Annotated in this window: 16 protein-coding genes; 8 read left to right on the top strand and 8 right to left on the bottom strand. The window is 69.9% G+C overall.

The window, feature by feature from the left end; all coding sequences use genetic code 11:
• Positions 1-9: 9 nt before the first annotated feature.
• Complete coding sequence (locus tag ACWFR3_RS37955; protein WP_453739259.1) at positions 10-876, bottom strand: ABC transporter ATP-binding protein; 867 nt, start codon at positions 874-876, stop codon at positions 10-12.
• A gap of 298 nt (positions 877-1,174) precedes the next feature.
• Here ACWFR3_RS37955 and ACWFR3_RS37950 point away from each other — a divergent pair, with 298 nt between their 5' ends.
• Entirely contained in the window at positions 1,175-2,362 is a 1,188-nt protein-coding gene (locus ACWFR3_RS37950; RefSeq protein WP_453739258.1) for a cation:proton antiporter, read from the top strand.
• Here ACWFR3_RS37950 and ACWFR3_RS37945 read toward each other — a convergent pair.
• On the bottom strand, positions 2,348-3,508 hold the full coding sequence (locus ACWFR3_RS37945) for a PP2C family protein-serine/threonine phosphatase (RefSeq protein WP_453739257.1): 1,161 nt from the start codon (positions 3,506-3,508) through the stop codon (positions 2,348-2,350). The genes ACWFR3_RS37950 and ACWFR3_RS37945 overlap by 15 nt on opposite strands.
• Positions 3,509-3,637: 129 nt before the next feature.
• Here ACWFR3_RS37945 and ACWFR3_RS37940 point away from each other — a divergent pair, with 129 nt between their 5' ends.
• Positions 3,638-4,867, top strand: coding sequence for a GNAT family N-acetyltransferase (locus ACWFR3_RS37940; RefSeq protein WP_453739256.1), 1,230 nt, complete (start codon positions 3,638-3,640; stop codon positions 4,865-4,867).
• Here ACWFR3_RS37940 and ACWFR3_RS37935 read toward each other — a convergent pair.
• The 3 genes from ACWFR3_RS37935 to ACWFR3_RS37925 form a co-directional block, all read right to left on the bottom strand.
• Entirely contained in the window at positions 4,864-5,082 is a 219-nt protein-coding gene (locus tag ACWFR3_RS37935) for a superinfection immunity protein (protein WP_453739255.1), read from the bottom strand. The genes ACWFR3_RS37940 and ACWFR3_RS37935 overlap by 4 nt on opposite strands.
• A 2-nt stretch (positions 5,083-5,084) precedes the next feature.
• Entirely contained in the window at positions 5,085-5,924 is an 840-nt protein-coding gene (locus ACWFR3_RS37930) for an Fpg/Nei family DNA glycosylase (protein ID WP_453739265.1), read from the bottom strand.
• A gap of 78 nt (positions 5,925-6,002) precedes the next feature.
• Positions 6,003-6,488 carry a ribose-5-phosphate isomerase gene (locus tag ACWFR3_RS37925; protein WP_453739254.1) on the bottom strand — a complete coding sequence of 162 codons (486 nt, stop codon included), beginning with the start codon at positions 6,486-6,488 and terminating at the stop codon, positions 6,003-6,005.
• A gap of 195 nt (positions 6,489-6,683) precedes the next feature.
• Here ACWFR3_RS37925 and ACWFR3_RS37920 point away from each other — a divergent pair, with 195 nt between their 5' ends.
• Positions 6,684-8,138, top strand: coding sequence for an amino acid permease (locus ACWFR3_RS37920; RefSeq protein ID WP_453739253.1), 1,455 nt, complete (start codon positions 6,684-6,686; stop codon positions 8,136-8,138).
• Here the strand turns inward: ACWFR3_RS37920 and ACWFR3_RS37915 are convergent.
• Positions 8,135-9,202 carry a serine/threonine-protein kinase gene (locus ACWFR3_RS37915; RefSeq protein ID WP_453739252.1) on the bottom strand — a complete coding sequence of 356 codons (1,068 nt, stop codon included), beginning with the start codon at positions 9,200-9,202 and terminating at the stop codon, positions 8,135-8,137. The genes ACWFR3_RS37920 and ACWFR3_RS37915 overlap by 4 nt on opposite strands.
• A 133-nt stretch (positions 9,203-9,335) precedes the next feature.
• On the opposite strand from ACWFR3_RS37915, the gene ACWFR3_RS37910 reads away from it, so the two are divergent.
• Positions 9,336-10,700 (top strand): FAD-binding oxidoreductase, encoded by a 1,365-nt coding sequence (locus tag ACWFR3_RS37910; RefSeq protein ID WP_453739251.1) that lies wholly within the window; start codon positions 9,336-9,338, stop codon positions 10,698-10,700.
• 1 nt (position 10,701) lies between these two features.
• Here ACWFR3_RS37910 and ACWFR3_RS37905 read toward each other — a convergent pair whose 3' ends face one another.
• Positions 10,702-11,280, bottom strand: coding sequence for a biotin transporter BioY (locus tag ACWFR3_RS37905; protein ID WP_453739250.1), 579 nt, complete (start codon positions 11,278-11,280; stop codon positions 10,702-10,704).
• A gap of 268 nt (positions 11,281-11,548) precedes the next feature.
• On the opposite strand from ACWFR3_RS37905, the gene ACWFR3_RS37900 reads away from it, so the two are divergent.
• The 4 genes from ACWFR3_RS37900 to ACWFR3_RS37885 all read left to right on the top strand — a co-directional run bounded on the left by ACWFR3_RS37900 (position 11,549) and on the right by ACWFR3_RS37885 (position 15,842).
• Positions 11,549-13,054 carry an amino acid permease gene (locus ACWFR3_RS37900; RefSeq protein WP_453739249.1) on the top strand — a complete coding sequence of 502 codons (1,506 nt, stop codon included), beginning with the start codon at positions 11,549-11,551 and terminating at the stop codon, positions 13,052-13,054.
• 147 nt (positions 13,055-13,201) lie between these two features.
• Positions 13,202-14,641 (top strand): amino acid permease, encoded by a 1,440-nt coding sequence (locus ACWFR3_RS37895; protein WP_453739248.1) that lies wholly within the window; start codon positions 13,202-13,204, stop codon positions 14,639-14,641.
• Positions 14,642-14,842: 201 nt separating this feature from the next.
• On the top strand, positions 14,843-15,493 hold the full coding sequence (locus ACWFR3_RS37890) for a superoxide dismutase (protein WP_365857742.1): 651 nt from the start codon (positions 14,843-14,845) through the stop codon (positions 15,491-15,493).
• Positions 15,494-15,662: 169 nt separating this feature from the next.
• Positions 15,663-15,842, top strand: coding sequence for a hypothetical protein (locus ACWFR3_RS37885; protein WP_453739247.1), 180 nt, complete (start codon positions 15,663-15,665; stop codon positions 15,840-15,842).
• Positions 15,843-15,845: 3 nt separating this feature from the next.
• Here ACWFR3_RS37885 and ACWFR3_RS37880 read toward each other — a convergent pair whose 3' ends face one another.
• The gene (locus tag ACWFR3_RS37880) at positions 15,846-16,493 is read right to left on the bottom strand and encodes a mycothiol-dependent nitroreductase Rv2466c family protein (protein ID WP_190080420.1); all 648 of its coding nucleotides are present in this window, start codon (positions 16,491-16,493) and stop codon (positions 15,846-15,848) included.
• Positions 16,494-16,500: the final 7 nt, after the last annotated feature.

Below are 16,500 nucleotides of genomic sequence, written 5' to 3'. Positions count from 1 at the left end.
CAGGGGTGTTCAGGCCGCGGTGGCCGCGCGCACCGGAGCCGTCAGGGTCGTCATGCGATGCGCGATCTGCTCGGCGGAGGCCCGCTCCAGGCGGTCCACGATCGCGCCGTCCGCGAGGAAGAGCACCCGGTCCGCGTAGGCGGCGGCGGCCGGGTCGTGGGTGACCATGACGACGGTGGCGCCCATGCCGTGGACGGCCTCGCGGAGCAGGGCGAGGATCTCGGCTGCCGTGGTGGTGTCCAGGGCGCCGGTCGGCTCGTCCGCGAAGATCACGTCCGGGTTCGTGACCAGGGCGCGGGCGATCGCGACGCGCTGCTGCTGGCCTCCGGAGAGTTCGCCGGGGCGGCGCTTGTGCTTGTCGCTGCCGAGCCCGACGCGGGACAGGACGTCGGCCGCCCTGCGGCGGTCGGGGCGGCGGCCCGCGAGGCGCATCGGCAGGACCACGTTCTGCTCGACGGTCAGCGAGGGCAGCAGGTTGAAGGCCTGGAAGACGAAGCCGAGGCGGGTGCGGCGCAGCGCGGTCAGCTTGTTCTCGCTCATGGAGGTGATCTCCGTGCCGCCCAGGCGCACCGTGCCCTCGGTGGGCCGGTCGAGTCCGGCGGCGCACTGCAGGAAGGTGGACTTGCCGGAGCCCGACGGGCCCATGACGGCGGTGAAGCTGCCGCGCTCCAGGGCTAGGTCGATGCCGCTGAGGGCGTGCACGGCGCCGGAGCCCCTGCCGTACTTCCGGCGCACGCCGTGCAGTTCTACGGCCCAGTCGGCGCCGCGGGGCGCCTGGCCGGGCATCGGCGGCGTCGACGGCATTGACGGCACCGCTCCCCCGAGCTCGTCGAACCGCCGGTCCGCCTCGGATCGCTTCTTGCGCCGCAGCCCCATGGTCCCGTCCGCCTTCCCTGCGTACGTCCGCCCTGATCGATGTCTCGAACGTACGGATTCGGGGGTGCTGTGGACCATGAGGTCCCCCGGCGAATCGGGGGTGGGGTTAGCCCCCGGTCAGGCTCCGGCCGGCCCCCGGCCAGGCATGGCCAAAAGCGGGGCCAGGCATTGCACAGATCGTTTGGTAAGCTAACTATTGACGCGTTCTTGACGCTCCCTTTGCCATCCGTGTGCGGCGGGTGCGTCGCCGACTACCAGGAGGAACGGGCCCATCGGACACGCAGACACCCTGATAGCCATGGGCGGCGCCTTTCTCGCCGCTGCCGTGCTCGCCCGCGTGGGCGGCCGCATCGGCCTTCCCACCATCCCGCTCTTCATCCTGGCCGGGATCCTTCTCGGCCCTCACACTCCCGGTGTGGTCCTGCTCTCCGACCCCCACGACCTGGAGATGCTCTCGGCGCTCGGCCTGGTCCTGCTGCTCTTCTACCTGGGCCTCGAGTTCCACATGGACGACCTCAAGACGGGCGGCCGCAAGATGGCCCTCGCCGGAGGGACGTACCTCGCGCTGAACGTCGGCGCGGGCCTCGGCTTCGGATTCGCCCTCGGCTGGGGCACCTCCGAGGCTCTGGTCCTCGCCGGGGTGCTCGGCATCTCGTCGTCGGCGATCGTCACCAAGGTGCTCGTCGACACCGGCCGGCTCGGCAACCCCGAGACCAAGCCGATCCTCGGCATCATCGTCGTCGAGGACATCTTCCTGGCGCTCTATCTCGCGGCGCTCCAACCGATCCTGTCCGGGGCCGACAGCCTCGGCGCGGCCGTCATGGACGGCGGCAAGGCCTTCGGCTTCCTGCTGCTTCTCGCGCTCGCCGCGCGCTTCGGCACCAAGATCGTCGGGCGCCTCATGGACACCCGTGACGACGAGTTGCTCGTCATCTCCTTCCTCGGCGTCGCGGTCTTCGTCGCCGGAGTCTCGGAGTGGTTCGGGGTCGCGGACGCGATCGGCGCCTTCATGGTCGGTCTGATGCTGGGCAGTACGGCATCCGGCGAGCGCATCCGCACTCTCGTGCACCCCCTGCGGGACGCCTTCGGGGCGATCTTCTTCTTCGCCTTCGGGCTCTCGATCGACCCCGGCGACCTGCCCGTCGTGCTCTGGCCGGTGCTCGCCGCCGTGGCCGTGACGCTGCTCATGAACGTCCTCGCGGGACTCGGTGCGGCGCGCATCTACGGCTTCGGCGCGGGACCCGCGGCGAACATCTCCACCACCCTGCTCGCGCGCGGCGAGTTCGCCCTGATCCTGGCGACCATGGCGGCCACCGCGGGGCTCGACGACCGCCTCTCCCCCTTCATCGCGGGGTACGTGCTGCTGCTCGCGGTGCTCGGCCCGCTGGCGGCGGGACGGTCGCACTGGCTGGCCCGGATATTGCCGGGCGGACGCAAGGCTGCTCCCGAGCCCGATCCGGAGCCGGAGTTGTCAGGCGCCCGCTGACGGCTCCCTGGAGATGAGCAGCAGCGCCCGGTCGTCGTTGACGTCCTTGGCGACCGCCTCGATCAGATGCCACGCGGCGCCGTGGAAGCCGCCCGCCACATAGCGGTCGGCTTCCCCGGTGAGGCGGTCGATGCCCTCGCTGATGTCGCGCTCGGAGGTCTCGACGATGCCGTCGGTGAACAGCATCAGGACGTCGCCGGGGCGCAGGAGGCCCTTCACCGGGTCGAACTGCGCCCCGTCGTAGACCCCCAGGAGCGGGCCCTCGGCGACCTTCTCCTCCCAGCGGCCGTTGCCCGCGCTGAGCTGGAGGCCCGGCGGGTGGCCCGCCGAGAAGAGTTCGTAGTCGCCGGTCTCCAGGTCGAGGACCAGATGGATCGAGGTCGCGAAGCCCTCGTCCCAGTCCTGGCGCAGGAGATAGCCGTTGGCGGCGGTCAGGAACGCGTGCGGCGGGAGCGAGCCGAGCAGACCGCCGAAGGCGCCCGACAGGAGCAGGGCGCGGGAACCCGCGTCCATGCCCTTGCCCGAGACGTCCGTGAGGACGACCTCCAGGGTGCGGCCGCCGTTCGTACGGGCCGCGACCACGAAGTCACCCGAGAAGGACTGGCCGCCCGCGGGCCGCAGGGCCATCTCGCGGTGCCAGCCCGGCGGCAGCTTCGGCAGCTTGCTCTGCACGCGGATACGTTCACGCAGGTCGAAGAGCATCGTTCCGCCGCCGCGCCACGGCACGCCGACCCGGCTGCGGAACTGCGCGATGACAAGCCCGAAGAAGCCGCAGGCCGCGACGACGAGGACCACGCCGGGCGTGACCCGCGAAGGGCCTTCCGTGTACGGGCCTAGCTGGACGGACTCCACGATGAGCGCGGCGGCCGCCGTCGCGTACAGGCCGAGCAGGCTGGAGGGGCGCAGGAGCAGCCCGCCGGCCACGATCGGCAGGACGAGCGCGGAGGGCGCGCACCAGACGTTGTTGACGATGGTGCAGAAGGCGATCACCGGAATCGTGACGAGCAGACCCGCGAGCGCGATCCAGTCCGAGCCGTCGCCTCTGAAGTAGTCCACCCCGGACTTGCGCAGCCCTATGCGAGCCCGGTGGATACGCTTGTTCATCCGGGCTGTGAACGTCTCGGCTTCCGCTCGCCTGCCTGCCATTGCTCCCGGACCCTATCCACCGGGCCAGGCACTTCGCACGGGAGGTACCGGTTGTCCCCCGTCAGGGGCACGCCGTCAGGCCGCGGAAATCCTGTCGCTACGCCGGCTTCTGCCTGGTAGGCATGGCCCATGACGACGGAATTGCGGGTTTTGCGCCAGGAAGACTGGGACGAGTACTACGGCACGCTGGAGCTCGCCTTCGGTGGTGTGGCAGAGGCGCCGGAGGAGCACGAACTCTGGAACGCGCTGACCGAGTTCGACCGCTTCTTCGGCACGTGGGAGGGCGAGACCTGCGTCGGCACGACGGGAGCGTTCAGCTTCCGCCTCTGTGTGCCGGGCGGCGCCCTGGTGGACGCGGCCGGCGTGACGATGGTCAGCGTCGCGGCGACGCACCGGCGGCGCGGAATCCTGACGTCGATGATGCGGCGCCAGCTCGACGACGTACGCGCCAAGGGCGAATGCCTGGCCGTGCTCACCGCCTCCGAACCCGCCATCTACGGACGGTTCGGGTACGGCGCGGCGACGCAGGCGCTGAAGGCCGCGATCGACACCTCACGCGTGAGTCTGTCGGTGCCGGCCGGTACCGATGACGTACGCCTTCGGTACGCCAAGCCCGCCGACGTCCACGCGGCCTGTGAGGCGCTGTACGCACGCCGGGTGAGCGAGCGGCCGGGAATGCTGGCCAGGCAGCCCGGCTGGGAGCGGCTCGGCCTGCTCGACCCGGAGAGCGAGCGGCACGGCGCCTCGCCCCTGCAGTGCGTGGTCGCCGAGCGCGACGGGGAGCTCGTCGGGTACGCGCGCTACAGCGTGAAGCCCGACTGGGACGCGGCGGGCCCCAAGGGCACGGTCCGGCTGCGCGATCTCGAAGCTCTCGATCCGGCGGCCAACGCGGCGCTGTGGCGGTTCCTCTTCGGCATCGACCTGACGACGACCGTCGAGGCGCACAGCCTCCCGACGGACGACGCGCTGCTCCAGCTCGTCTCCGACGTGCGGCGCTGCCGGCTCGAAATGCGGGACTCCCTGCACGTACGCCTGGTGGAGGTGGGAGCCGCCCTCGAGGCGCGCACCTATCGGGCGCCGGTGAACCTGGTCCTTGAGGTCGAGGACGCCTTCTGCCCCTGGAACGCGGGCCGTTGGCGGCTCAAGGGCGACCTGAAGGGCGCGATCTGCGAGCGCACCGACGACGAGGCCGATATCGCCCTGTCCGTACGGGACTTGGCCTCGGCCTATCTGGGCGGCGTGTCCCTGACGTCACTGGCGGCGGCGGGCCGGGTGCGGGAGCTGCGCCAGGGCGCCCTGAGCGAGGCCTCGCTGGCCTTCGGCTCGGACGTGGCGCCCTGGCTGCCGCACGGCTTCTAGGCGGTCGATTCCACCGGCTGCTTCGGCTTGCGGGTCGCCAGGTACAGGGCGACCAGCCAGCCGATGAGCGAGGCGCCGAGGAAGATGTTGATCACGAGGATCACCCAGCGCAGCTCGACGTCCCGGTTGAAGGCGATGAGGGACGGCAGGAGATAAACGATCACGCCGAGGAGCACGAGCACAAAGCCGCCGAGCCCGCTGATGGTGCCGAACATTCTCATATGGCCTTTCGTCGGGAGCGGCGGGCGCGCTGGCACTTGGGGCACCAGAAGAGGTTGCGGGCGGCGAGATCGGCGGTGCGGATCTCGCCGCCACAGATGTGGCAGGGCATCGTGGCCCTGCGGTACACGTACACCTCGCCGCCGTGGTCGTCCACGCGCGGCGGGCGGCCCATCGCCTCCGGCGTGTGCTCGGGCCTGACGGTGTCGATGCGGTTGAGGCGCACGCCCTCGCGCATCAGGGCGACCAGGTCGTCCCAGATCGCCGCCCACTGCGCGGGCCGGATGTCCTTGCCCGGGGTGTACGGGTCGATGCCGTGCCGGAAGAGGACCTCGGCGCGGTAGACGTTGCCGACGCCCGCGATGACCTTCTGGTCCATGAGGAGGGCGGCGATGGTCGTACGGCTGCGCGAGATGCGGGCGTAGGCCTTGTCCGGGTCGTCGCCCTCCCGGAGCGGGTCCGGGCCCAGGCGGGCGTGTATCGCCTGCTTCTCCTCGTCCGTGATGAGGGCGCAGGTCGTGGGGCCCCGGAGATCGACGTACGCGTCGCCGGTGGCCAGACGGAGGCGGACGGTGTCCGTGGGCGGGTTGGCGGCTGCCGTGCCGCCGAAGTTGACCTTGCCGAAGAGGCCGAGGTGGATGTGGATCCAGCCGGTTTCGGCGAAGCCGAGGAAGAGGTGCTTGCCGTGGGCCTCGGCGGTGTCCATCTCCTGCCCGTTGAGCAGGGCCGCGCTGTCGGAGAACTTGCCCTGGGGGCTGGTGATCCTCAGCGGGCCGCGGTCCTGGAACCGCTCCCGGTGGTCGGCTGCCAGCCGGTGAATCGTGTGCCCCTCCGGCACGGGGTCCTCCCAGGGGGTGTTCGTCCTCAAACGCCGGACGGGCTGAATCTCTCAGCCCGTCCGGTGTTCGAGCGGCGACTACTGCTGCGGGTGGTGTGCCGGGATCTCGGGCAGCTCGCCCGTCGTCTCGTAGCGGGCCAGCATTTCGATGCGGCGGGTGTGACGCTCCTCGTCCGAGTACGGCGTCGACAGGAAGATCTCGACGAACTTCGTCGCCTCTTCCTGCGTGTGCATCCGGCCGCCGATCGAGATCACGTTCGCGTCGTTGTGCTCACGCCCGAGCGCGGCGGTCTGCTCGCTCCAGGCGAGGGCGGCCCTGACCCCCTTCACCTTGTTCGCGGCGATCTGCTCCCCGTTGCCGGAGCCCCCGATCACGATGCCGAGCGACTCGGGGTCCGCCGCCGTCTTCTCCGCGGCGCGGAGGCAGAAGGGGGGGTAGTCGTCCTGGGCGTCATAGATGTGGGGCCCGCAGTCGACGGGCTCGTGGCCGTGGCTCTTGAGCCACTCGACCAGGTGGTTCTTCAGTTCGTAGCCGGCATGATCCGAGCCGAGGTACACGCGCATGCGATGAGTGTGGCACGTCGCGGGAGGGGTAGCGGCGATCGGGGGGCGGGACCTTCGTCACCCGCGGTCACCCCATGACCAGCAAGGTCCAGGCCATTGAGCCGGAATGCAACGATCCGGAGTCGGGACTTCCGTCACGTCCACCCCTGAGTTTGAATGCGGGGGCTCGTGACCCGAGAACTTAAGGATTCGTCCATGACCTCGCAACCCTCCCTTGCGAAGGCAGACCGCAGCCCCAACGAACCTGGGGATCCGCGGTCTGGAGACACCGGTGACGGCCTCAAGGCCGGGCTGAAGAACCGCCACCTCTCCATGATCGCCATCGGCGGTGTCATCGGAGCGGGCCTCTTCGTGGGCTCCAGCTCCGGCATCGCCGCCGCGGGGCCCGCCATCCTCGTCTCGTACGCCCTCGTCGGCACGATGGTCGTCCTCGTCATGCGGATGCTCGGTGAGATGGCCGCCGCACGGCCCACCTCCGGCTCCTTCTCCACCTACGCGGACCAGGCCCTCGGCCGCTGGGCCGGTTTCTCCATCGGCTGGCTCTACTGGTTCTTCTGGGTCGTCGTGCTCGCGGTGGAGGCCACCGCCGGTGCCGTCATCCTCAACGGATGGATACCGGCCGTACCGCAGTGGGGCTGGGCGCTCATCGTGATGGTGGTGCTCACCGCGACGAACCTCGTCTCGGTCGGCTCCTACGGCGAGTTCGAGTTCTGGTTCGCCGGGATCAAGGTCGTCGCCATCGGCGGGTTCGTGATCATCGGCCTGCTCGCCGTCTTCGGCGTGCTGCCCGGCTCGGACAACCCCGGCGCCGGATTCGCGCACCTCACCGACGCGGGCGGGTTCATGCCCAAGGGCGCGGGCGCGATCCTCACCGGTGTGCTCATGGTCGTCTTCTCGTTCATGGGCTCCGAGATCGTCACGCTGGCCGCCGGTGAGTCCGAGGACCCGCAGCGCGCCGTCACCAAGGCCACGAACAGCGTCATCTGGCGTATCGGCGTCTTCTACCTGGGCTCGATCTTCGTCGTCATCACGCTGCTCCCGTGGAACGACAAGTCGATCGTCAAGGACGGTTCGTACGTCGCCGCGCTGAACTCGATCGGCATCCCGCACGCCGGCCAGGTCATGAACGTCATCGTCCTGACCGCCGTGCTCTCCTGTCTCAACTCGGGTCTCTACACCGCGTCCCGCATGGCCTTCTCGCTCGGCCAGCGCGGTGACGCGCCCAAGGCCTTCGCGCGCACCAACGCGCGCGGTGTGCCGCAGGCCGCGATCCTCGGCTCCGTCGTGTTCGGCTTCATCGCCGTCTGGTTCAACTACCAGTGGCAGGACACCGTCTTCGACTTCCTGCTGAACTCGTCCGGCGCGGTGGCGCTCTTCGTCTGGCTGATGATCGCGTTCACGCAGCTGCGGATGCGCGGCATCATCCTGCGCGAGCAGCCGGAGAAGCTCGTCGTGAAGATGTGGCTCTTCCCGTACCTGACCTGGGTCACGATCGCGATGATCTCGTTCGTGCTCGTCTACATGCTGACCGACGAGGCCGGGCGCAAGCAGGTCCTGCTCTCGCTGCTCGCGGCGGCGTTCGTGGTGGCGTTCTCCCTCATACGGGAGAAGGTGCGGCCCCGCGTCGACAACGACTCGGTCGACGCCTAGCCGGTCCCGTCCGACGGTGGCGCGGTCGACGTGCCCGCCACCGTCGGCACCGGCGTGCTCGGTCCCGGCGGCGCTCCGCCGCCGGGATCGCGCGCGGTGAAGAACATGACGGCCGCCACCGCGGCCGCGACCAGCAGGACCACGGCGGTCAGCGCGCGGGGCCGCCAGTCGGGCAGCTGAATCCGCTTCGTGACCGAAGACGCGGGCCCCGGCTGCTCCTGCGGCCTCAGCGATGCCGCGAGGACCGCGCTCAGGGCCGCCTCCACCTCGTCCAGACCCGGCCGCCGCTCCGGCTCCTTGATCAGGAGCGCGGCGAGCACCGGACGCAGTCCGCTTGATTCCGGCGGCAGTTCGGGCGGCTCGTGCAGGACCGCGACCAGCGTGTTCAGGGTCGAATCGCGGGCAAAGGGCGAGCTGCCGCGCAGCGCGGTGCAGAGCGTCGCCCCCAGGGACCAGAGGTCGGACGGCGGGCCCTGCCACGCCCCGGAGACCCGCTCGGGCGCCATGTACTCGGGCGAGCCCACGAGAAGGCCCGTCTGCGTGAGGCGGCCCGTGTCCTCCAGGGCAGCGATGCCGAAATCGGTGAGGACGACCCGGTCGGCAGGACCGCGCGGGCTGAGCAGGACGTTCTCCGGCTTGATGTCACGGTGCAGGACTCCGGCCGCGTGCACCCTGCGCAGCGCCGCCACCAGGGCCAGGCCCACGCGCGCCGCGTCGTGCTCGTCCAGCGGCCCCTCTTCGTCGACGTACCGGGCCAGGGAGCGCGCGTCGATCAGTTCCATGACGATCCATAGGCGGCCGTCCTCCTCGGCGACGTCATGGACGCGTACGACACCGGAGTGGTCGATCCGTGCGCTGGCCCGCGCCTCGCGCAGCGCGCGTTCTCTGCGGATGCGGGTGTCCTCCGACTCGGGACCCTCGAAGCCGCCGTCGACCCGCATCTCCTTGACCGCGACACTGCGGTCAAGGAGCTCGTCGGCCGCGCGCCACACGCGGCCCATGCCTCCCTGCCCGATCACGGCGAGCAGGCGGTAGCGGCCCGCGACCACGCGAAGCTCCTGCATGGGTTCACCCCCAACCCTCCTCTCATGACAGCACAGTTCACGGATTTCCCGAAGGCCCGGAAAACTTGACGGCGGATGTCAGGTTTTCCGGGGAACCTCTGAGGCGTCAGCAAGCACTTCTTGGAGGATCACCGTGGACTTCACCGATGGGCGACTCGTGTTCCGGCCCGGCGACGACGGGTACGACGAGGAGATCGCCGGGTTCCAGACCGGTTTCGCGCAGCGGCCCGCGATCGTGTTCGCGGCCGGGAGCGCCGAAGACGTCGTCGCCGCCGTGTCGTACGCGGCGGACGCGGGCCTGCCCGTCGGAGTGCAGGCCACCGGGCACGGGCTTCCGGGGGCCTCGGAGGGCGGCGTACTGATCAGCACCCGGCGGATGGACTCCGTCCGGATCGACGCGGATGCGCGCACGGTGACCGTGGGCGCGGGTGTCCGCTGGGGGCAGGTGGTGGAGGCCGCGGCGGCACACGGGCTCGCGCCGCTGAACGGTTCCGCGCCGGGCGTGGGCGCCGTCTCGTACACGCTGGGCGGCGGACTCGGCATCCTGGCGCGGGAGTTCGGGTACGCGGCCGACCACGTCGGATGGCTCGACGTCGTCACGGCCGACGGCACGCTGCGGCACGTCACGGCGGAGAGCGAGCCCGAGCTGTTCTGGGGGCTGCTCGGCGGGGGCGCGAACCTCGGGGTGGTGACGGCCCTGGAGATCGGCCTGGTGCCGGTGGCGCGCCTTTACGGCGGGGCGATCGAGTTCGACGGGCGTGAGGTCGACCCCGGCCACGTGCTGCGGGCGTACGAGGCGTGGACGCGGACGGTGCCGGACGAGCTGACCTCATCGGTGGCGGCGCTCGTCTATCCCGACATGCCGCAGCTGCCACCCCATCTACGGGGCCGCTATCTCGTCACGGTCCGGGTCGCCTACACGGGCCCCGAGGCGGCGGGCGAGCTGCTTGTGGCGCCGCTGCGGGAGATCGGGCCCGCGGTGTCGGACTCGCTGCGGGAGATGCCGTACACCGAGAGCCACACGATCCACAGCGACCCGGACTTCCCGCACTCCTACTACGGGGACAGCGTGGCGGTGGGCGAGCTGGACGTCGCCGCGGCGAGCGAGCTGCTCGCGCTGACCGGTCCGGCCGCCGAGAAGATGCACGTCGTGCAGATCAACCAGTTGGGCGGGGCGCTTGCGAAGCCCGCGGGAGGCACGGGGAACGCGGTGCCATATCGGGACGCGGGGTGGCTGGTGCGGGTGCTCTCGCCTTTCGAGGGCGGCGACGGCACGGATCTGGAGGCGGTGCGGGCCGTGCAGGACCGGGCGTTCGGGCTTTTCGCGCCGGGGGCCGTGGGGCGGTTGCTCAACTTCGCGTTCGCCGCCGGGGAGCGGGGCGATGGTCCTTACGGTCTTTACGACGCCGGTACGCGGAAGAGGCTCGCCGGGCTGAAGGCCACGTACGACCCGGCGAACCTCTTCAGGCGGAACTACGGCGTCGGAAACGCAGGCTGAACTAGCGGTCGAGCAGCTTCCACGCCGTGGGCAGCGCGCCCATCGCGAGGGCGGCCTTGAGGGCGTCGCCGATCAGGAAGGGCGTGAGCCCGGCGGCGACGGCCTGGGTCAGCGACATGCCGGTCGCGGCGGCGAGGTACGGGACGCCGACCGCGTAGATGATCGCGGAGCCGAGCACCATCGTGCCCGCGGTGCGCAGGACGGAACGGTCGCCGCCGCGGCGGGCGAGGGCTCCGACCACGGTGGCGGCAAGCAGCATGCCGAGGACGTAGCCGAGGGACGGCGCGGCCACGCCGGAGCCCGCCTGCGCGAACCACGGCATGCCGGCCATGCCGACGAGGGCGTACACGGCCAGGGAGAGGAAGCCGCGGCGGGCGCCGAGGGCGGTGCCGACGAGGAGGGCGGCGAAGGTCTGTCCCGTCACCGGTACGGGGGAGCCCGGCACAGGCACCGCGATCTGGGCCGCTATGCCGGTGAGGGCGGCGCCGCCGAGGACGAGGGCCGCGTCCTTCGCGCGGGACGCGGGGATCAGGTCCGCGAGGACCTGGCCGGGACGGGAAGAGACGGCGGCGATGCTCATCGGGACTCCGCGGGGTTCTGGGACGGGCGGGTGGGACCCCGCGACGCTATCCCGGGCGGGGGCGGCTTTCACCGGCGGTGAGTGACAAGGCGCCGGGTGCCTCGGTGGTGGGCTTTGCACAAAGTGCGGGGTGTACCCCTGCGGGGGGCGTGATGCTCGTCACTGAGGTGGGGACTCCAGGGGCCCGTTTTGCGCGGGGGGCTCCCGCCCAGGGAGACTGTAGGTTCCCGCCAACTTTTCTTGTGAGCCCGAGAGCAGCCTGAGCACCATGCACCAAGCTCCCCCCGATGAATCGGCACCCGGCGCTGAGGGTTGTGCCCACCCGTCCCCAAGCTCTCGGCTTCGCTCGAGCAGGGGAGGCCCCAATCGCCCTGCGGGACGCCTGCCCACAACAGAGACCGAGCCCCTTGGCGGTGGGCTCAAGCAGCGGCATCTGACCATGCTCGGGCTCGGTGGGGTCATCGGGGCGGGGCTTTTCGTCGGCTCTGGAGCCGGGATCGCTGTCGCCGGGCCCGGCATCGTCGTCTCGTATCTCATCGCCGGTGCGCTCGCCATGTGCGTGCTGCGGATGCTCGGCGAGATGTCGGCCGCGATGCCCGCGTCCGGGTCCTTCTCCGTGCACGCCGAGCGCGCGCTCGGCCGCTGGGCGGGGTTCAGCGTCGGGTGGCTGTACTGGTTCCTGCTTGTCGTCGTGCTCGCCGTGGAGGCGACCGGCGCCGCGCAGATCGCCAACAGCTGGGCGCCGGGCGTTCCGCAGTGGGCCTGGGTCCTGATCTTCATGCTGGTGTTCACGGCGGCCAACCTCGCCGCCGTGAAGAATTTCGGCGAGTTCGAGTTCTGGTTCGCGGCGCTCAAGGTCTTCGCGATCGTCGCGTTCCTCGTGCTCGGGCTGCTCGCGATCTTCGGGGTGCTCCCCGCTGCGTCTAATTCCTCTGGGGAGCCCGCGGGCCTGGCCAACCTCACCGGCCATGGCGGGTTCCTGCCCAACGGCTGGGAGGGCGTCACCTCCGGCGTGCTCGCCGTCGTCTTCGCCTTCGGCGGTCTCGAGGTCGTGACCATCGCCGCCGCCGAGTCGGACGACCCGGTGCGCTCGGTGGCCCGCGCGGTGCGCAGCGCCGTCTACCGCATCCTCTTCTTCTACGTCGGCTCGATGCTCGTCATCGTGACGGTCCTTCCGTGGACGGCGGAGAAGGCGGGGGTCAGTCCGTATGTGACGGTCCTGGACTCGATCGGGGTGCCGTCCGCGGGCACGATCATGAACATCGTGGTGTTCGTGGCGCTGCTCTCGGCGCTCAACGCCAACCTCTACGGCTCGTCCCGGATGGTCTTCTCTCTCGCCGAGCGCGGCGAGGCCCCCAAGGCCCTCCTGAAGGTGTCGGGCGGCGGGGTCCCGCGCCGGGCGGTCCTCGCGTCGGTGGCCTTCGGCTTCGTGTCCGTCGTACTGAATCTGAAGTGGCCCGACTCGGTCTTCCTCTACATGCTCAACTCGGTCGGCGCGGTGCTCCTCTTCGTCTGGGCGCTGATCGCGGTCTCGCAGTTGCGCCTCCGGCGGCGTATCGAGCGGGAGGCTCCGGAGCGGCTCGTCCTGCGGATGTGGGCGTTCCCGTATCTGACGTGGGCGGCGCTCGCGGCGATGGCGGCCGTGCTCGGGCTGATGCTCACCGACGACGGGGCGCGCCCGCAGCTGCTGTGGTCGGCGGGTGCGACGGCGCTCGTCCTCGTGGTCGCGGGGCTGCGGGAGTGGCGCGCGGCGCGCATGAAACGGCACGCATGAAACGGGCGTGAACATTTCGTGCCCGATGCTTCACAACGTGTGAGCGTCGTGTCCGTATAGCGGTCAGGTGTTCCCTGTCAGCGGTGCCGGACTTCAGACTGTGGGCCGCTCGCTCCCCCCACTTCAGCTACTGAACAGGGCACGCCCATGTCTCGGATGTCCACTCCCCAGGACACCCCCAAGGACGCAGCACACGAAGAGGCTCCCAAGGCCGATTCGCCGCTCGTCCACGGCCTCAAGCAGCGGCATCTCTCCATGATCGCCCTCGGTGGCGTGATCGGCGCCGGACTCTTCGTGGGCTCCGGAGCGGGCATCGCCGCGGCAGGACCTTCGATCGTCCTCGCCTACGCCATCTCCGGCGCGCTCGTCATGCTCGTGATGCGCATGCTCGGCGAGATGTCGGCGGCGAACCCGGCGTCCGGCTCCTTCTCGGTGCACGCCGAGCGGGCGATCGGTCCCTGGGCGGGCTTCACCGCGGGCTGGGGCTTCTGGTTCCTGCTCTGCGTCGCCGTCGGCATCGAGGGCATCGGCGCCGCGGACATCATGGTGGGCTGGTTCCCCGGTACGCCGCAGTGGGCCTGGGTCGCCCTGTTCATGCTGGTGTTCTGCGGCTCGAACCTGACGGCCGTGAAGAACTTCGGCGAGTTCGAGTTCTGGTTCGCCGCGCTCAAGGTCGGCGCCATCGCGCTCTTCCTCGGCATCGGCGTCCTCGCGATCCTCGGCATCCTGCCCGGCTCGGACGTCTCCTCCCCCGGCACCGCGAACCTCACCGGCGAGGGCGGCTTCATGCCGCAGGGCACGGACGGCCTGATCATCGGCCTTCTCGCGTCCGTCTTCGCATACGGCGGTCTGGAGACCGTCACCATCGCGGCGGCGGAGTCCGAGAAGCCGGTGCAGAGCGTCGCCAAGGCCGTGCGCACGGCGATGTGGCGCATCGCCGTCTTCTACGTCGGCTCGATGCTCGTCGTCGTCACGCTGCTCCCGTGGGACAACAAGGAGGTCGTGGCGAAGGGCCCGTACGTCGCCACGCTCGACCACCTCGGCATCCCCGGCGCCGGCCAGATCATGAACGTCGTCATCCTCATCGCCCTGCTCTCCGCGATGAACGCCAACATCTACGGCGCCTCGCGCATGTCGTACTCCCTGATCGCCCGCGGCCAGGGCCCCAAGGTGCTCGGCCGCATCTACAGCGGCGTCCCGCGCCTGGCGGTCCTCGCCTCCTCGGTCTTCGGCTTCGTCTGCGTGCTGCTCAGCTACTGGCGCCCGGACGACGTCTTCCCCTGGCTCCTGAACATGATCGGCGCGATGATCCTGGTCGTCTGGATCTTCATCGCCGCCTCGCAGCTGATCCTGCGCCGCAGGACGGAGCGCGAGGAGCCGCAGAAGCTGGTCGTGAAGATGTGGGCGTACCCGTTCCTGACCTGGGTGGCGCTCGCCGCGATGGCGTACATCTTCTACCTGATGACGCAGCAGCCCGACACGCGCAAGCAACTCCTCGCGACGGGCGCGCTGACGCTGGTCCTGGCCGTGATCGGGATCGTGCGCCAGAAGCTGGCGGAGCGTTCGGTGACGGCTGCCGCCGAGTAGGACATCGCCGTACACGAAGGGGCCCGGGGTCGATGACGACCCCGGGCCCCTTCGGCGTACCCACCGGTCCTAGGACGAAGGGCTGATCAACTCCAGACCAGCCCGTCCCCACCCGGCCTCCCTCCTGCTGCTAGCCTGCACTTGCATATAGGTTGCAATAAGCGTTGCACTACAGCAGAGCAGCAGTCGGAGGGCTCGGACATGGCCATTTACACGCTTCCTGAACTTCCGTACGACTACGCGGCGCTCGAGCCGGTCATCAATCCCCAGATCGTCGAGCTGCACCACGACAAGCACCACGCGGCGTACGTGAAGGGCGCGAACGACACCCTTGAGCAGCTGGAGGAGGCGCGCGACAAGGAGTCCTGGGGCGCCATCAACGGGCTGGAGAAGAACCTGGCCTTCCACCTCTCCGGCCACATCCTGCACAGCATTTACTGGCACAACATGAACAGCCCGAAGGACGGCGGCGGCGGTGAGCCGCTGGCCGCGGACGGTGTCGGTGACCTCGCGGACGCGATCACCGAGTCCTTCGGCTCCTTCGCCAAGTTCAAGGCCCAGCTGACCAAGGCCTCGGCGACCACGCAGGGTTCGGGCTGGGGTGTGCTCGCCTACGAGCCGCTGAGCAACCGCCTCATCGTCGAGCAGGTCTACGACCACCAGGGCAACGTCGGCCAGGGCTCGACCCCGATCCTGGTCTTCGACGCCTGGGAGCACGCCTTCTACCTGCAGTACAAGAACCAGAAGGTCGACTTCATCGAGGCCATGTGGGCCGTCGTCAACTGGCAGGACGTGTCCAAGCGTTACGCGGCGGCCAAGCAGCGCGTGAACAGCCTGCTGCTCGCCCCGTAAGGCGGCTCGCCCCCCTGAAACGCCCTGCCTCGTGATCGTCTTCTCAACTTTCGCCGAGGCAGGCGGATGAAAGAAGGACCCCCGTGAGGACGTGACTCACGGGGGTCTTTCGGTATGCGGGGTTCCGGGGGACGGTGGCGCCATGCAGTGCCACACATGCGACGAAGACATGCCACACCGGAAGCTGAACGATGCCGAGGCAGAAGAGCTGAAGGACCGGCTGGGAAAGAACAACGTCGACGAGTACTGGATCTGCGACAAGCTCAGCTGTCGCCATGTCCGCACCGGATTCAAGCAGTGCGCCGGATCGGGCGGGCGGCACATCCGCCTGCCGGTCGAGCTCGCCTAGCCGTCAGTCGAAGATCGGCCCCTGCGTACGCGTCCGCTTGATCTCGTAGAAGCCCGGCGTGGATGCCACGAGCAGTGTGCCGTCCCAGAGCTTCGCCGCGGCCTCGCCCTTGGGGGCGGGGGTCACCACGGGGCCGAAGAAGGCGACCTGCTCGCCGTCCGCGCCGGGGACGGCGATGACGGGCGTGCCAACGTCCTGGCCGACCTTGTCGATGCCCTCCTGGTGGGAGGCGCGCAGCTGGGTGTCGTACTCGTCCGAGTCCGCGTAGTCCGCGAGGTCCTCGGGCAGGCCGACGTCCTTGAGCGCGGAGACGACCGCCTCGCGGGTCGGGCCCTCGCCGAGGTTGTGGAAGCGGGTGCCGAGGGCGGTGTAGAGCTCGCCGATGGTCTCGTCGCCGTGCTTCTGCTGGGCGGCGATGACCACGCGGACGGGGCCCCAGGCCTTCGTCTCCAGCATCTCGCGGTACTCCTCGGGCAGCTCGTCGAGCCGGTCCTCGTTCAGTACGGCGAGGCTCATGACGTGCCAGCGGACCTCGACGTCACGGACCTTCTCCACCTCGAGCATCCAGCGAGAGGTCATCCAGGCCCAAGGGCACAGCGGGTCGAACCAGAAGTCGACGGGGGTCTTGCCGGACTTGCCGTTCTCGGACATGTCTCTC

Source organism: Streptomyces sp. NPDC055189, from assembly GCF_053606765.1.
Note: the sequence above shows the minus strand (reverse complement) of the source record. Positions and strands in the feature narration are given on the sequence as shown.

Coding starts and splice junctions, on each gene's coding strand:
- ACWFR3_RS37925 (WP_453739254.1), bottom strand. CDS start 6,488: ATGCGCGTGTACCTCGGCTCGGATCATGCCGGCTACGAACTGAAGAAC.
- ACWFR3_RS37920 (WP_453739253.1), top strand. CDS start 6,684: ATGACCTCGCAACCCTCCCTTGCGAAGGCAGACCGCAGCCCCAACGAA.
- ACWFR3_RS37890 (WP_365857742.1), top strand. CDS start 14,843: ATGGCCATTTACACGCTTCCTGAACTTCCGTACGACTACGCGGCGCTC.
- ACWFR3_RS37940 (WP_453739256.1), top strand. CDS start 3,638: ATGACGACGGAATTGCGGGTTTTGCGCCAGGAAGACTGGGACGAGTAC.
- ACWFR3_RS37915 (WP_453739252.1), bottom strand. CDS start 9,202: ATGCAGGAGCTTCGCGTGGTCGCGGGCCGCTACCGCCTGCTCGCCGTG.
- ACWFR3_RS37945 (WP_453739257.1), bottom strand. CDS start 3,508: ATGGCAGGCAGGCGAGCGGAAGCCGAGACGTTCACAGCCCGGATGAAC.
- ACWFR3_RS37935 (WP_453739255.1), bottom strand. CDS start 5,082: ATGTTCGGCACCATCAGCGGGCTCGGCGGCTTTGTGCTCGTGCTCCTC.
- ACWFR3_RS37885 (WP_453739247.1), top strand. CDS start 15,663: ATGCCACACCGGAAGCTGAACGATGCCGAGGCAGAAGAGCTGAAGGAC.
- ACWFR3_RS37895 (WP_453739248.1), top strand. CDS start 13,202: ATGTCTCGGATGTCCACTCCCCAGGACACCCCCAAGGACGCAGCACAC.
- ACWFR3_RS37950 (WP_453739258.1), top strand. CDS start 1,175: ATGGGCGGCGCCTTTCTCGCCGCTGCCGTGCTCGCCCGCGTGGGCGGC.
- ACWFR3_RS37905 (WP_453739250.1), bottom strand. CDS start 11,280: ATGAGCATCGCCGCCGTCTCTTCCCGTCCCGGCCAGGTCCTCGCGGAC.
- ACWFR3_RS37955 (WP_453739259.1), bottom strand. CDS start 876: ATGGGGCTGCGGCGCAAGAAGCGATCCGAGGCGGACCGGCGGTTCGAC.
- ACWFR3_RS37880 (WP_190080420.1), bottom strand. CDS start 16,493: ATGTCCGAGAACGGCAAGTCCGGCAAGACCCCCGTCGACTTCTGGTTC.
- ACWFR3_RS37900 (WP_453739249.1), top strand. CDS start 11,549: ATGCACCAAGCTCCCCCCGATGAATCGGCACCCGGCGCTGAGGGTTGT.